Genomic DNA, 15310 nt, shown 5'->3' with positions numbered 1-15310 from the left:
GCCCATTCGCCCCAGAGAAGCCCATGGGCGCCGCCAGACTGCTCTCCAGGCGGCCAGCCCCGCCCTGCACCGAACGGAGGTGAATACCATGAGCACCGAGACCGAATCCCTTGCCCGCGGCGCCAGCCAGCCGCCGCTGCGCGAAGACACCATTGGCGCCGCGCTGGACGCCACCGCGCGCGAGCACGCGAACCGCGAGGCGCTGGTGATTCCCCAGGAAGACGTGCGCTGGACCTGGGCCGAACTGCGCGAGCGCGCCGACGAATGGGCCGCCGGCCTGCTGTCCCTGGGCCTGCAGCCGGGCGACCGCGTGGGCATCTGGGCGCCCAACTGCAGCGCCTGGGCGCTCACGCAGTTCGCCACCGCGCGCGCCGGGCTCATCCTGGTCAACATCAACCCCGCCTACCGCGCCAGCGAACTCGCCTACGCGCTGCACAAGGTGGGCTGCCGCGCCCTGGTGCTGGCGCCCGCGATCAAGAGCAGCGACTGCCTGGCCATCCTGCGCGGCGTCGCGCCCGAACTCGACCGCTGCGCGCCCGGGCAGCTGCAGGCCGCCGCGCTGCCCGAGCTGCGCTGGGTGATCCGCCTGGGCGAGGAGCGCACGCCCGGCATGCTCAACTTCGCCGACGTGGGCGCGCGCGCCACGCCCGCGCTGCGCGAGCGCCTGGCCGCCATCGGCCCGCGCCTGAAGGCGCGCGACCCGATCAACATCCAGTTCACCTCCGGCACCACGGGCCACCCCAAGGGCGCCACGCTCACGCACCGCAACATCCTCAACAACGGCTACTTCGTGGGCGAGGCCATCCGCCTGCAGGCGGCCGACCGGCTGTGCATTCCCGTGCCGCTGTACCACTGCTTCGGCATGGTCATGGGCAACCTGGCTTGTGTCACACACGGCAGCACCATGGTCTACCCGAGCGAGTCCTTCGACCCGCAGGCCGTGCTGCGCACCGTGCAGGCCGAGCGCTGCACCGTGCTCTATGGCGTGCCCACCATGTTCATCGCCGTGCTCGAGCACCCGGACTTCGCCGGCACCGGCCTGGGCACGCTGCGCACCGGCATCATGGCCGGCTCGCCCTGCCCCATCGAGGTGATGAAGCGCGTGCAGAGCCAGATGCACATGGGCGAGGTGACCATCGCCTACGGCATGACCGAGACCTCGCCGGTGTCCACGCAAAGCGCGGTGGACGACCCGCTGGAGCGGCGCGTGTCCACCGTGGGCCGCGTGCAGCCGCACCTGGAGATCAAGATCGTCGACACCGAGGGCCGCACCGTGCCGCGCGGGGCCGTGGGCGAGTTCTGTACGCGCGGCTACTCGGTGATGCAGGGCTACTGGGGCGACGCGGAGAAGACCGCCGAGGCCATCGACAGCGAGGGCTGGATGCACACCGGCGACCTGGCCACCATGGACGAGGCGGGCTTCGTCAACATCGTGGGTCGCCTCAAGGACATGGTGATCCGTGGCGGCGAGAACGTGTACCCGCGCGAGGTGGAAGAGTTCTACTACCGCCACCCCAAGGTGCAGGACGTGCAGGTGGTCGGCGTGCCCGACCCCAGGTACGGCGAGGTGCTGTGCGCCTGCATCGTGCTCAAGCCCGGCCAGCAGGCCAGCGCCGACGAGCTGCGCGCGTTCGCGCAGGGGCAGATCGCGCACTACAAGGTGCCGGCGTACGTCGAGTTCGTCGACGCCCTGCCCATGACCATCACCGGCAAGATCCAGAAGTTCGTGCTGCGCGAGCAGATGGCCAAGAAGCTGGGGTTGACGGCGGCGGCCACGGCCTGAGCGAACCCCACACGCGGCGCCGCGGCGTGGCCCGGTGGCGTGGTCTCAGCCCGCGCGGCCCGGCGGCTCCCGGTAGGCCTCGGCGATCAGGTCCGCCAGCAGGCGCGTGGCCTCGGGCAGGTCCGCGCGGTGCACGATGCCGATGTCGCGGTGGAAGGTGTGCGCGCCCAGGTCCAGCGCGCGCACGCCGGCGGGCCAGCGGCGCCGGTCGGTGGTCTGCGGCACCAGGGTCGCGCCCAGGCCCGCCGCCACCAGCCGCACGATGGCCTCCTGTTCGTCGAGTTCGCACACCTCCCGCACCGCCAGGCCCTGGGCGCGCAGGAAACGGTCCACCTGCCGGCCGCCGAAGGAGCTGCGGTCGTAGCGGATGAAGGGCAGGCCCGCGATCAGCGCGCGCCAGTCGCCCGGCGGCGCGGCGCGTGGCACCAGCAGGCGAAAGGGCTCGCGCGCCAGCGGCGTCCAGCGCAGGTCGCTGTGCAGCGCGAAGGGCGGGCGGATGATGAGCGCCGCGTCGAGATCGCCGGCGTCCACCGCGTTGAGCAGCGTGGTCGACACGCCGGGCACCACGCGCGTGCGGCTGCCCGGCAGCTGGCGGTGGAACTTCACCAGGGCCTGCGGCAGCACGGCCTGCTGCACCGAGGCGATGGCGCCCAGCGCCACGAACACCGCCGGCGCCTGGGTGCGCTGGCGCGAGCCGAGCTGGCCGTAGAGCTGGATCAGGGCCTGCGCCTGCGCCAGCGTCTGCCGCCCGCGCCGGTTCAGCCGCGCCGCGCGGCCGGTGCGGTCGAACAGGGTGAAGCCCAGTTCGTCTTCCAGTCGCTTCATCTGCGCGCTCACGGCCGCCTGCGTCAGGCCGATCTGCTGGCCAGCGGCGGCGAAGGTGCCCTCGCGGGCCACGGCAACGAAGGTCTTGAGTTCGCGGATCATGCACAAAGAATACTTGTGCTCGGTTCAAAAAACGATTGATTTTCTTTTGGCTCGGCAGGGCCTAGCATCGCGGCTTTCCATCCCACCCACGAGACCGCCGATGAACACCGCCACCGCCGCCCCCGCCCCCACCATGCGCGCGCCCAGCACCAACCCCGCGCCGATGTCGCCCTTCCACCTCGCCTTCCCGGTGCACGACCTGGCCGCCGCGCGCCGCTTCTACGGCGACATGCTGGGCTGCCCCGAGGGCCGCAGCTCGCCCGAGTGGATCGACTTCAACTTCTACGGCCACCAGATCGTGGCCCACCTCGCACCCGAGGCCTGCGGCGGCGCGGCGGTGAACGCGGTCGACGGCCACGGCGTGCCGGTGCGCCACTTCGGTATCGTGCTGCCCCTGGCCGACTGGGAGGCCATGGCCGAGCGCCTCAAGAGCCTGGGCACGACCTTCGTGATCGAGCCCTACATCCGCTTCAAGGGCCAGCCCGGTGAGCAGGCCACCATGTTCTTCCTCGACCCCTCGGGCAACGCCATCGAGGTGAAGGCCTTCGGCGACATCAACAAGCTGTTCGCCAAGTGAACGCCAGCCGCTTCGAGCCTGTGCGGCCCGAGCACGCCAGCCGCCTCATCAACCACGGTCCCACCGTACTGGTGACCAGCGCGCACGGCGGGCGGCGCAATGTGATGGCGGCGGCCTGGTCGATGCCCGTGGAATTCACACCGCCGCGCATCGCGGTGGTGATCGACAAAAGCACCTTCACGCGCGAACTCGCGCAGGCCAGCGGCGGCTTCGGCCTGTGCCTGCCGGGCCTCGCGCTCGCGGACCTCACCTACAGCGTCGGCCAGCACAGCGGGCGCGAAGGCGACAAGTTCGCGCGCTACGGCATCGGCACCGTCACCGGCCCGGTGCTCGGCCTGCCCCTCATCGAGCAGGGCTGCGCGGCCTGGCTCGAATGCCGCCTGATCCCCGAGCGGCACACCGAGGACGCCTACGACACCTGCTTCGCCGAGGTGGTGGCCGCCGCGGCCGACCCGCGCATCTTCGCCGAGGGGCGCTGGCGGTTCGACGAGCGCAACGCCGAACTGCAGACCATCCACCACCTGGGCGCGGGCCTGTTCGCGCGCTCGGGGGGCACGGTGCAAGCCCGGGCGCTGTAAGCCCCGCGCCGAAACCCCCTGCTCGCCTCGGGCGCCGCGTGTCCTGCACGCGGCGCTTGCATTCGGCTGGCAATGCAAGTAAATTTGCGCAGTCGATGTGCTTGCAAATTTCAAGTGCATCGTCTTGGTGCATCAAGAACTCCCCGTTTTGATGCGCGTTCCACCCTTCCCGAGGATTCCCGCATGAAGACCCATCGCCGAGTTCTGCTCGCGGCCGCCCTGTGTGCCGCCCTGGGCGGCACCACCGCCCTCGCCCAGGCCCAGACCCTCGTGGTCGCCACCGACACCGCCTTCGTGCCCTTCGAGTTCAAGCAGGGCGACAAGTACGTGGGCTTCGACATCGACCTGTGGGACGCCGTGGCCAAAGAGCTGGGCCTGAGCTACCGCCTGCAGCCCATGGACTTCAACGGCATCCTGCCCGCGCTGCAGACCAAGAACGTGGACGTGGCGCTCGCCGGCATCACCATCAAGGACGAGCGCAAGAAGGTCATCGACTTCTCCGACGGCTACTACGACAGCGGCTTCATGATCCTGGTGCCGGCCAACAGCCAGGTGAACGGCGCGCAGGACCTCAAGGGCAAGAGCCTGGCCATCAAGACCGGCACCTCGGCCGCCGACTACGCCAAGGCCAACTTCCAGGGCACCGAGCTGCGCCAGTTTCCCAACATCGACAACGCCTACCTCGAGCTCATGACCGGCCGCGTGGACGCCGCCATGCACGACACGCCCAACGTCCTGTACTTCGCCAACACGGCGGGCAAGGGCAAGGTCAAGGTGGTGGGCACGCAGATGATGGCCCACCAGTACGGCATCGGCTTCCCCAAGGGCAGCCCGCTGGTGCCCAAGGTGAACGGCGCGCTGGCCAAGATCAAGGCCGATGGCCGCTACACCGCCATCTACAAGAAGTGGTTCGGCACCGAGCCGCCCAAGCCCTGACCGCCTGAGCGCGCGCACCTCACGCCAGAGCTTCACCATGGATTTCGACGTCTCGGTGATCGTCAACGCCCTGCCGGCGCTGCTGCAGGGCGCCAAGCTCACGGTGCTCATCACCGTGGCGGGCCTGCTGGGCGGCACGGTGGTGGGGCTGGTCTTCGGCCTCATGCGGGCCTACGGCAACCGCCTGCTCAACACCCTGGGCTTCCTCTACATCGAACTGGTCCGCGGCACGCCCATCGTGGTGCAGGTCATGTTCATCTACTTCGCGCTGCCGGTGTTGGCCGACATCCGCGTCGACCCGATGACGGCGGCGGTCACCTCCATCGTCGTCAACTCGGGCGCGTACATCGCCGAGATCGTGCGCGGCGCCTTCCTGTCGGTGCCCAAGGGCCTGCGCGAGGCCGGGCTGGCGCTGGGCCTGCCCTCGTGGCGCGTGCTGGCCTTCGTCATCGGCCCGGTGGCCTTTCGCCGCATGACGCCGCCGCTGGGCAACCAGTTCATCGTCAGCCTGAAGGACACCTCGCTGTTCATCGTCATCGGCGTGGGCGAGCTCACGCGCCAGGGCCAGGAGATCATGGCCGCCAACTTCCGCGCGGTGGAGATCTGGAGCGCCGTGGCCCTCATCTACCTGTGCCTGATCGGCGCGCTCACCTTCGCGCTGCGCACGGTCGAGAAACGGATGCGCATCCTATGAAGATGGTCGAGTTCCAGAAGGTCAGCAAGCGCTTCGGCGCCACCGTGGTGCTCGACGGCGTCGACCTCAGCATCGGCCAGGGCGAGGTGGTGGTGCTCATCGGCCCCTCGGGTTCGGGCAAGTCCACGCTGCTGCGCTGCATCAACGCGCTGGAGACCATCGACGGCGGCGACCTGATCGTCGACGGCCGCAGCGTGCGCGGCGGCCCGTCCACGGTGCGCGAGATCCGCCAGGAAGCCGGCATGGTGTTCCAGCAGTTCAACCTGTTCCCGCAGATGACCGCGCTGCAGAACGTGGCCTTCGGCCCGCGCCAGGTGCGCGGCACGCCGCGCGCGCAGGCCGAGCAGGAGGCCCAGGCCCTGCTGAAGAAGGTGGGCCTGGCCGAGCGCCAGCACCACTACCCGAGCGAACTCTCGGGCGGCCAGCAGCAGCGCGTGGCCATCGCGCGCGCGCTCGCGGTCAAGCCCAAGCTCATGCTGTTCGACGAACCCACCTCCGCGCTCGACCCCGAGCTGCGCCAGGAGGTGCTGCGCGTGATGCAGTCCCTGGCCGAAGAGGGCATGACCATGATCGTGGTCACGCACGAGATCGCCTTCGCGCGCAAGGTCGGCACGCGCCTCATCTTCATGGAGCACGGCCACATCGCCGTCGACGGCCCGCCGGCCGAACTGCTCGACCAACCCAGCAACCCCCGGCTGCGCGAATTCCTGCAGCACGTCGAATAGCGGACCGCATGCTCGCTCATCTGCAACTCGAAGGCTCCCCGTTCGAGGTGGGCCAGGCCCTGGGCCGCTTCGGCGCGGCCGCCCTGCAACGCTACGCGCAGGCCTCGCCCGCCTGGGCCACGGTCATGCGCTGGCGCGGCCACCCGCGCGTGGCCGCCATGGCCGCGCTGGTGCGCGCCCACCACCCCGCCATCTGGCAGGAGCTGCAGGGCCTGGCCGATGGCCTGGGCCTGCCCGCCGACGAGGTGTTCCTGTGGAACTGCCGCGGCGACCTCTGGGCCATGGCGCCCGACGGCTGCACCACGGTGCAGCTGCCCCCCGCCGCGCCCGGCGCCGCGCCCGTGGTGGCCCACAACGAAGACGGCGACCCGGCCTTCCAGGGCCACTGCGCCATCGCGCAGGTCGTGGTCCGCGGTGGCGCGCGCTTCGCCTCGTTCGTCTACCCCGGCTCGCTGCCGGGCCACACCTTCGCGGCCACGGCCGGCGGCCTGGTGGTGACGGTGAACAACCTGCGCGCGCTGGAAGCGGGCACGGGCCTGCCGCGCATGGTGCTGACCCGCGCGCTGCTGGACGCGCCCGGCGTGGACGCGGCGCTGGAGGGCCTGCGCGCCGCGCCGCGCGCGGGCGGCTTCCACCTCACGCTGGCGCAGGCCGGGCGGCCCGGCATCGTCAGCGTGGAATTCAACGACGCCCTGGTCTCGGTGCAGGCCGTGGAGCGGCCGGCGGTGCACGCCAACCACATGGTGCATGCGGCCATGGCGCACCGCCCGCAGATCGTCACCGGCTCGTCCGGCCACCGCCAGTTGCGCGGCGACGAGCTGCTGCGCCAGCGCGGGGCCGGGCCCGTCGACCCGCTCGACATCCTGTTCGACGCCGAGGACCCGCGCTACCCGATCTACCGCGACCGGGCCGACGACAGCGACCACGAGAACACCCTGGCCACCGCGAGCTTCACGCTCGGGCCCACGCAGGTGGACTGGGTGGTGCGCACGGGCGGCCGCCGCGAAACCTCGTTTAGGATGCGCGACGCCCTTCGCTTGTAGCCCTCACCGCGCCGCCCCCACCCATGCCGAAACCCGCTCCGCCCGTGGCGAACACCGTGGACGGGCTGCGCGCGCTCGTCGTCGCCATCGGCCGCGGCGACGCCAGCGTCTCGCTCGGCGGCAAGGCGCTCGCGGTGCTGGCGCGGCTGGTCGAGCAGCCCAAGGACGTGGCGCTCAGCACCATCACCGAGCTGGGCGAGCGCATGGGCGTGAACCCCTCCACCCTCACGCGCCTGGCCACCCGCCTGGGCTTCGCCGGCTTCACCGACTTCCAGGCCGTGTTCCGCGAGCACGCCTTGCAGGGCGGGCCCCACTTCTACACGCAGCAGGCGCACCGCCTGCTGGAAGACGCCTCGGCCGACAGCCCGCGCACCGCGCGCGGCGTGGTGGCCAAGCTGGCGCAGGAATCCATCCGCAATGTCGACGCCTTCCTGGGCCAGCTCGACGAGGCCGAACTCGGCAAGGCCGCGCGCCTGCTGGCGCGCGCGCCGCACGTGCGCATCCTGGGCCTGCGGCAGATCCACTCCATCGCCAGCTTCCTCACCTACGGCCTGGGCATGCTGCGCGCCGAGGTCGCGCTGGCCGACGGCCCGGGCCTGGGCGTGGCCGAAAGTCTGGCCCAGATGTCGCCGGGCGACGCCCTCATCGTCTGCAGCGTGGCGCCCTACACCCGCATGGTGGCCGACGTGGCGCGCGCCGCCGCCGCCGCCGGCGTGCACGTCATCGCCATCACCGACACGCGCGCCTCGCCGCTGGCGCCGCCCGCGCGCCACGCCTTCTTCATCCCGCACGAGAGCAGCTTCATCAGCAACAGCATGGGCGCCTACGTGGTGTTCTGCGAAGGCCTGATCAACCTGGTGGCGCGCGAGCTGGGCGACAAGGCCCTGCAGGCGCTGGCGCGCCGCGAGGGCTTCATCGAGGGCCTGGGGATCGAGACCGGCTGAGCGCCGCCGACCGATCAGGCGGTGGCCGAGAACGCCGCGTGGTACGCCACCTCGCCGCGCGGCGCGGCGCCGCCGAAGGCCTGGGCCATGAAGTACTCGGGCGGCACGCCGGGACAGACCAGGCCCTCGTGCACCACGAAACCCCAGCGGCCGTAGTAGGCCGGTTCGCCCAGCACCACGCAGCCCTCGGCGCCCAGGGCCCGCAGGCGCGCCAGCCCTTCGTCCATCAGGCGGGCGCCGATGCCCGAGCGCTGCCGCGACGGCCGCACCGAGATCGGCCCCAGGCCGTACCAGCGCCCGGCGCGGCCGGCGATGGTGACCGGCGAGAAGGCGACGTGACCGACGAGGCCATCGGCCCCGTCCACGGCCACCAGCGAGAGCGTGAGCGCGCCGGCCGCGCGCAGCTCGCGCACGATGGCCGGTTCGGTGCCGGCGCTGTGGGGGTGGTTGGCGAAGGCCTGGGCGAGCAGCGAGGCGATGGCGGGGGCGTCGGTGGGGTGTTCGGGGCGCAGCTGCATGGAGGGGATTGTCGGGGCGGGGCGTTCATCGGGAGGCCCGCTCCATCCTCACCCGCGCCACCTCCACCACCCGTTCAATCACCGCCCGGGCCTGCTCCAGTCCCATGAGCGCGAACAGCTCGGGCAGCAAGGCCTGACGAATGACGAAACCGATGTTGTGCGGGTTGAGCGAGTGCTCGACCATGGCCCGGCCCACCACCGCGTCGATGGACAGGGCTTGCCTCGCCCAGGCGTCGGGTGGCGTGCGTGCGAACGCCTCTTCGCCCAGCACCAGCCGGCAGATGCCGCAATAGGCCCGCGCCTGCGGATGGTCCGCCAAGGCGCTGGGCAGGCCGTCCACCGTTCGGGTCGCGACCCGGTCTTCCAGACGCACCAGCAGCATGTACTGCTTGAGCGGCTGGTCGAACAAGGCCTGCGCCTGGGCGACGGCCTGTTTCAGCTGGTCGGCGAACACCGTTTGCGCGTAGGGGTCGTCGGCCAGCTCCACCTGGATGGTCTTTCGCAGGCGCGTGCGGACCAGGTCGGCTTCGTTGCGGGCCTTCTCCACGCTCCAGCGCTCGGGCGCGTCGGTCCGTGCCGGCGGGTTCAATAGGTACGCACCTTGCGGTTCCCGCACCGCCAGCCGCTGCCAGCACGGACCCTCGGCGTGGCGCCGGTGTTCGGGCCCGCTGTCGCTGCGGTCCTCGGGTTCCTGGGCATCGCCTTGCGCGATGCGGCGCAGGCCATTGAAGAAACGCCGTTCGGCGCGGTAGGTGGCGATGGCCTGTTCGGACACCTGCGGATCGTCGAAGAAACTGCGCGAGGCCTCGGCCGTCTGCAGGCACTGCGTGAAGCGCCGCAGGGCGGCGTAGAAGGCTTCGCGGCGCTGTTGTTGGGCGTCGATGCCTTGCCCGCTGCCGCTGTCCACGAAGCGGGGCATCAGGGCCTGCCGGTACTGCTCCAGGTCGGACGGGTCCCGCACCTCGCCGAACAGGGCGCGCAGGGCCGCGTGCAGGGTCGGCAGCTGGCGGTACTCGGCGCTCACCGGTCGGTAGAGGCCCTCGACGTCGTCGAGTTCGTAGCCACCCTGGGTGCGCGCTTCCAGGTTTTGGTAGTCGCGCAAGGCGCTGTCCAGCTCGCGCAGGATGCCGCGGTAGTCCACCAGCAGGCCGTGGCGCTTGGCCTCGTGCAGGCGGTTGACGCGCGCCACGGCCTGGATCAGGTTGTGCGCCTTCAGTGGCTTGTCGATGTACAGAACGGCATTGCGTGGTTCGTCGAAGCCGGTGAGCAGCCGGTCGACAACGATCAGCAGGTCAGGCCCGCCGTCGCCACTGAAATCGCGCAGCACGCGGTTCTCGTGAGCCTGTGCGTCGCGGCCCACGTGGGCGTCCCACCAGCGCTGCACCTCGAGCCGGCCCTGGTCGTCGATGGCCTCGTGGCCTTCGCCGTTGTCGGGCGGCGACATGATCACGGCGCTGCTCACCAGGCCCGTGGCCTCCAGGCAGCGGTGGTAGCGGATCGCGTCGAGCTTGCTCGCCGTGGCCACCTGGCCTTTGAGGCCCAGGCGCTTGACGTGCCGCTCGAAGTGCTGGGCGATGTCCCAGGCGATGAGCTCGATGCGCTGGGGGGCGCCGTACACCGCGCGCCGGCTCGTGTAGCGGCCCATGAGTTCCGCGGTCTGTTCAGGCGTGAGGCCGGCGCTGACCCGGTCGAACCAGTGGTTGGCGGCGTCGTCGTCGACGCCCATCTCGGGCACGCGCTCTTCGTACAGCAGGGGAACCACGGTGCCGTCGTCCACCGCGCGCCGCAAGGTGTAGGCGTGCACGATGGGCCCGAAGCGTTGCGAGGTCTTTTCCTCCTTGAGCAGGGGGGTGCCCGTGAAGGCCAGGCAGGCCGCGCGCGGCAGCACCCGGCGCAGGCGTTCATGCAGCTGCCCACCATGGCTGCGATGGCCCTCGTCGACCAGCACCACGATGTCGGCCGAGGGGTTGTAGCACTCGGGCTGCTGCGCGGCGGTGGCGAACTTGTGGACCAGCGTGAACACGATGCGCTCGCTTCCCCGGCCGATGCGGCGCGCCAGCTCGCGCCCGCTGCCCACGCGGGCCTTCTCGCCGTCCTTCTTCGCGGCCGCAGCCGAGCCGAAGGCGCCGCCGTTCGTGAAGTTGCGCGCGAGCTGGTCTTCGAGGTCGAGGCGGTCGGTGACGACGAGGACGCGGCAGGCCTGCGTGTTGGGGTGGAACACCAGGGCCCTGGCCAGGAAGACCATGGTCAGGCTCTTGCCCGAGCCCGTGGTGTGCCAGAGCACGCCGCCCTGGCGGGCGCCGTCGGCGCGGCGCTGCTGGATGCGCTGGAGCATAGCCCGCACGCCGAAGTATTGGTGCGGCCGCGCGATCACCTTGCCCAGGCGGCGGTCGAACAGGACGAAGTGGCGCAGCAGTTCGAGCAGCCGCTCGGGCCGCAACAGGGCGCGCACGGTCCGCTCGGGCTCGCTGAGCCCGGGGCCGTCGGCGGGCTCCTCGCGCCAGCGCGCCCAGGCGCGTGGGGGCGTGCCGGTGGTGGCGTAGCGCGCCTCGTCTGCGCCCAGGGCCAGCAGCAGCTGGGCGTAGACGAAGAGCCCCGGTGTCTCGTCGGGCCGCTGGTGGTGCAGCTGGCGCTGGATGGCCTCGTGCACCGAGGCCGTGTGGGGGTGGCCGCCTGACGCCGGGCCCTCGATGACCACCAGCGGCAGTCCGTTCACGTAGCCCAGGACGCCGGGTCGGCGCGGGTGCGCGCCGATGGTGGTGTGCAGTTCAGGCGATTCGACCGCGTCCCATTGGTTGGTGTCGAGGGTCTGCCAGTCGACCAGCGGCACCGTGGGCTGGTGCTTCTTGCCATCGGGCATGAACTCGGTGACGGTGACGCCGAGCGTGAGCAGGCGGTAGAACCGTTCGTTGGCGGCGAGCAGGCCATCGGCCAGGGACAGCCCCTCCACCTCGCGCACCACCTGGTCGATGCCACCGGGCGAGAGCGGGTAGCGCTCGCCCCGGTAGTCGAAGCGGTGCGCCTGCAGGGCCTGGATCAGGCGAGGCCGCAGAAGGACGTCGTTCGGACCGCCGCGCCAGCGCGCCGCCTCGGCAGCGGGCCGGTGGCGCCAGCCCAGGCTCGCCAGCCAGCGCAGCGCGGCGTTCATGCCGGTGGCGCGACGGTCTGGGCCGGGGGCAATCGCACGCGCCGGCGACCGCTGAACAGCTCGCCCAGCAGCGCGCGCTTCTCCAGGCGCAGCGCCTCGATCTGGGCGGCGATGCTGTACTCCTCGGCTTCGGCCCCGCGCAGGATGGCCGCGATGCGGCGCTGCACATCCAGTGGCGGCAGGTGCAGCGGCAGCTTGAAGAAGTCCTTCAGGCTCACATTGAGCAGGCCGTGGTTGCGAGCGCCTTCCTGCGCGATGCCGGTGATCGCCTCATTGAGCATGCCGGCCTCGAAGTAGAGGCGATAGAAATCGTTGTCCACCTCCGCGCCAGGGCGCCGCCGGAAGCAGATGTACAGGCCGGAGACGACCCCCGAGTCGTAGGCCACCAGCGGCTTGATGGCACCGACCGGGTAGCCGGAGGAGGCGCTGCGGTTGTAGGCGAAGTCGCCGGGGGCCAGTTGGGTATAGCGGCTGAGGTCGTCGCTGGCGACGTTCTTGTTGAAGAACTCGCGCTGGCTCACCAGGCCGTGCTGGGCCGAGATCGTGAGCACATTGCTGTCGCCGTCCGTGTTCTTGCGCGTGATGCGCTCGAAGACGGCGTCGAAGTCCACCTGCGCCCAGTGCGCCCGCGCGTTCACCACCGAGCGGCGGTTGGACAGCAGCACGTGCATGAGGTCGCGCTTCTGGCGACGGCTGTTGTCGAGCAGGCGTTCGGTGGTGGCGATGGCGCGATCCCAGTCGCCCGCCATCCGCGCGATGCGCGTCTGTTCGCGCCGGGGCGGCAGGGGCAGCGGAATGGAGCGGATCAGCCCGGCGTTGAGGTTCTGCTGGGCGCCGGCGTTGCCCAGTTCGCGGATTTCGCCGTAGTGCGCGGCGAGAAACTGGTAGACGTAGTCGGGGTCGTGCTCGGCGTGCACCTGGATGGCGGCGCAGGCCTGGTTGGTGGTGGCGGCCAGGCCCAGGCGTGCCACTTGCCCGCGCGTGCGGCCCTGGCCGTACATGGCCATGAGCAAGGTGCCCGCTGGAAACAGCTTGGCCGAGGAGTGGCGCATGCCCTGCGGCGTGATCTTCTCGGCCGTGGCGGTGATGGTGTTGAACTGGATTTCGCCCGTCGTGACCCAGGGGATGTCGCCACCCCAGTAGCCTGGCCGAGAGCGGTCCGGTGTGCCGCCGGAGCCGATGCGGGCGATGTCACCCAGGGTGGCGCGAGTCCAACCCGTGGGCAGCTCACTCATACCCCAGCTCCTTCAGATACCCCGCCATCTTCAACTCCAGTTCGGCGAGTTCTTCCTTGAGCTTCAAGCGCTCGGCCCGAACCGCCGGCAGGTCGGCGGTGGCCGTGTCTTCGAAGGTGTTGACGTAGCGCGGGATGTTGAGGTTGAAGCCGTGGCCGGCGATTTCCTCGCGCGTGGCGAGGTGGGCGTACTTGTCGATGGGCTGGCGCGCCTGCACGGCATCGATGATGGCCTGCACGTCCTGCGCGCGCAGCAGGTTCTGGTTCTTGCCGTCCTGGTAGGCGCGGCTGGCGTCGATGAACAGAACCTTGTCATCGACCTTGTTCTGGCGCAGCACCAGGATGGCCGCCGGAATGCCGGTGCCATAGAACAGTTTCTCCGGCAGGCCGATGACCACGTCCAACAGGTTTTCCTCGATCAGCACCTGGCGGATGCGGCCCTCGCTCGCGCCGCGGAACAGCACGCCGTGTGGCACCACCACGGCCATGCGGCCGGTGCCAGGCCTCATGGTCTCCACCATGTGCAGGATGAAGGCGTAGTCGCCCTTGGTGCGCGGCGGAACGCCGCGGCGAAAGCGCTGGTGTGGGTCCTTCGCGGCGTGTTCGTGGCCCCATTTCTCCAGCGAAAACGGCGGATTGGCGACGACGACGTCGAAGCGGCGCAGGCGGCCATCGGCATCGAGCAGCTTGGGGTTGCGCAGGGTGTCGCCCCATTCGACGCGGTGGTTGTCCTCGGCGTGCAGGAACATGTTCATCTTGGCCAGCGCCCAGGTGCTGCCGATGGCTTCCTGCCCGTACAAGGCATAGTGGCGGCGGCCCGTGCGCGAGCGGATCAGCTGCGCGCACTTCATCAACAGCGAGCCCGAGCCGCAGGTGGGGTCGCAGATCTCCTCGCCTTCCTGGGGATCCATCAGGCGTGCCATGAGCTGCGAGACCTCGGGCGGGGTGTAGAACTCGCCCGCTTTCTTGCCGGCCGTGGTGGCGAAGTTCTTGATCAGGAACTCGTAGGCGTTGCCGATCACGTCGAGCTGGCCGACGCGGCTTTCGCGCAGGTTCAGCTCGGGCCGGGCGAAGTCTTCCAGCAGGTGGCGCAGGATGTCGTTCTTCTGTGCCTCGTCGCCGAGCTTGGTGGAGTTGAAGCTGATGTCCTGGAAGACGTCGCGCAGCTTGCCCAGGTTGGCTTCCTCGATGGCGTGCAGGGCGCGGTCGATGCGCTCGCCATTGCCCGGCTGGTGGCGGGCCTCGTGCAAGGCCCGGAAGTTCGCGCTGCGCGGCAGCACGAAACGTTCGTTCTTCAGCAGCTCCTCGATGAGCTCGGGGTGGGCGCCATGCGCGGCCTGGTAGCGCTCGTAGTGGTCCTGCCAGATGTCGGAGATGTACTTGAGGAAGAGCATCGTCAGGATGTAGTCCTTGTAGATGCTCGGGTCCACGGTGCCGCGGAAGGTGTCGCAGGCGTTCCAGACCGCGGTGTTGATGGCGTCCTGGCTGATGACGGTGTCGTCGTTCATGTCGTTCTTGAAGGTTCGGCGGGATCAGGCCTGGCGCGCGGGCGGGGCCAGCAGGCCCTGCGCGAGGGCGTCGATTTGTAGCTCACGGTTGCGGATCAGGGCTTCCAAACGCTGGCGCTCCTGTCGGGCGGCTTCGGCCAGATCGACCAGCAGGCGCTGGCGCGCCAGCTCGGGCACCGCGATGGGCATGTCTTCCAGCACCGGACGGCGGATGCTGAGCTGGTCCGTGCCCTCGGCGTTGTTGCGCAGGTAGCGCTGGCTGGGGGGGCGGTTGATGTGCCAGGCCAGGTACTCGGGCAGCAGGCCCTCGGCTTTGCAGCGCAGCACGAAGAAGTACTGCGCGCACACCGTGGCGGGCGGTGTCTGGCTCAGGCACACGGCGTAGTTGCGCGTGCCGCGCGCGGCAAACAGGATGTCGCCGTCGCGCAGCCAATCCGGCGGCTTGCCGCGGCCCAGGTCCGCGCGCGAGAGGTTGGCCCAGGCCACTTCGCCGTCGGGCGAGATGTCGCGCATCTGGATGACCCGGGCCTTGCCGTGCGCCGCCACCGGCACGCTGCCTCGGAATGGGTGGCCCGCCCGCACCTCGGCCAGCGCCTTCAATGACGAAATCATGATGCATCAATCGCTGTGATGCGAAATTTTGCTTGCCCCGTTCGGCCGGCACAAGTAAGCTAAATGTGTTCATGCATCAAAAC

14 protein-coding genes are annotated in these 15310 nt (G+C 70.3%); 8 read left to right on the top strand and 6 right to left on the bottom strand.

All coding sequences use genetic code 11. The features are described 5' to 3' along the window. The first annotated feature begins 88 nt into the window (after positions 1-88). Entirely contained in the window at positions 89-1783 is a 1695-nt protein-coding gene (locus JNX00_RS00300) for an AMP-binding protein (RefSeq protein WP_204743762.1), read from the top strand. A gap of 45 nt (positions 1784-1828) precedes the next feature. Here the strand turns inward: JNX00_RS00300 and JNX00_RS00295 are convergent, their stop codons facing one another. Beyond that, a complete protein-coding gene (locus JNX00_RS00295) occupies positions 1829-2710 on the bottom strand; it encodes a LysR family transcriptional regulator (protein WP_070399658.1) in 882 nt (293 codons plus the stop codon). A 133-nt stretch (positions 2711-2843) separates the two neighbouring features. Here JNX00_RS00295 and JNX00_RS00290 point away from each other — a divergent pair, with 133 nt between their 5' ends. The 7 genes from JNX00_RS00290 (at position 2844) to JNX00_RS00260 (ending at position 8207) form a co-directional block, all read left to right on the top strand. Then, positions 2844-3287 (top strand): VOC family protein, encoded by a 444-nt coding sequence (locus tag JNX00_RS00290; protein WP_070399851.1) that lies wholly within the window; start codon positions 2844-2846, stop codon positions 3285-3287. Next, positions 3284-3865, top strand: coding sequence for a flavin reductase family protein (locus JNX00_RS00285; RefSeq protein WP_204743761.1), 582 nt, complete (start codon positions 3284-3286; stop codon positions 3863-3865). Before JNX00_RS00290 ends, JNX00_RS00285 begins: the two co-directional genes overlap by 4 nt. Before the next feature lie 183 nt (positions 3866-4048). Further along, entirely contained in the window at positions 4049-4801 is a 753-nt protein-coding gene (gene glnH, locus JNX00_RS00280) for a glutamine ABC transporter substrate-binding protein GlnH (RefSeq protein WP_070399660.1), read from the top strand. Positions 4802-4838: 37 nt separating this feature from the next. Then, positions 4839-5495 carry a glutamine ABC transporter permease GlnP gene (gene glnP, locus JNX00_RS00275; protein ID WP_070399661.1) on the top strand — a complete coding sequence of 219 codons (657 nt, stop codon included), beginning with the start codon at positions 4839-4841 and terminating at the stop codon, positions 5493-5495. After that, entirely contained in the window at positions 5492-6220 is a 729-nt protein-coding gene (glnQ, locus tag JNX00_RS00270) for a glutamine ABC transporter ATP-binding protein GlnQ (RefSeq protein WP_204743760.1), read from the top strand. Before glnP ends, glnQ begins: the two co-directional genes overlap by 4 nt. Before the next feature lie 8 nt (positions 6221-6228). After that, positions 6229-7263, top strand: a complete 1035-nt coding sequence (locus tag JNX00_RS00265) for a C45 family peptidase (RefSeq protein WP_204743759.1) — start codon at positions 6229-6231, stop codon at positions 7261-7263. A 23-nt stretch (positions 7264-7286) separates the two neighbouring features. After that, a complete protein-coding gene (locus JNX00_RS00260; protein ID WP_204743758.1) occupies positions 7287-8207 on the top strand; it encodes a MurR/RpiR family transcriptional regulator in 921 nt (306 codons plus the stop codon). Between the two features lie 14 nt (positions 8208-8221). Here the strand turns inward: JNX00_RS00260 and JNX00_RS00255 are convergent, their stop codons facing one another. The 5 genes from JNX00_RS00255 to JNX00_RS00235 are packed head-to-tail and all read right to left on the bottom strand — an operon-like array spanning position 8222 to position 15227. Continuing rightward, a complete protein-coding gene (locus tag JNX00_RS00255) occupies positions 8222-8725 on the bottom strand; it encodes an N-acetyltransferase (protein WP_204743757.1) in 504 nt (167 codons plus the stop codon). 25 nt (positions 8726-8750) lie between these two features. Continuing rightward, positions 8751-11873 (bottom strand): HsdR family type I site-specific deoxyribonuclease, encoded by a 3123-nt coding sequence (locus tag JNX00_RS00250; RefSeq protein ID WP_204743756.1) that lies wholly within the window; start codon positions 11871-11873, stop codon positions 8751-8753. Continuing rightward, complete coding sequence (locus JNX00_RS00245) at positions 11870-13108, bottom strand: restriction endonuclease subunit S (protein WP_204743755.1); 1239 nt, start codon at positions 13106-13108, stop codon at positions 11870-11872. The genes JNX00_RS00250 and JNX00_RS00245 overlap by 4 nt, the downstream gene beginning before the upstream one ends. Next, on the bottom strand, positions 13101-14615 hold the full coding sequence (locus JNX00_RS00240) for a type I restriction-modification system subunit M (protein WP_204743754.1): 1515 nt from the start codon (positions 14613-14615) through the stop codon (positions 13101-13103). Before JNX00_RS00240 ends, JNX00_RS00245 begins: the two co-directional genes overlap by 8 nt. Positions 14616-14639: 24 nt before the next feature. Further along, the gene (locus tag JNX00_RS00235; RefSeq protein WP_204743753.1) at positions 14640-15227 is read right to left on the bottom strand and encodes a restriction endonuclease subunit S; all 588 of its coding nucleotides are present in this window, start codon (positions 15225-15227) and stop codon (positions 14640-14642) included. Positions 15228-15310: the final 83 nt, after the last annotated feature.

This window comes from Hydrogenophaga sp. YM1 (assembly GCF_016903055.1).
GTDB lineage: Bacteria > Pseudomonadota > Gammaproteobacteria > Burkholderiales > Burkholderiaceae_C > Hydrogenophaga > Hydrogenophaga borbori.
This window is presented reverse-complemented; position numbering and strand designations above follow the sequence as displayed.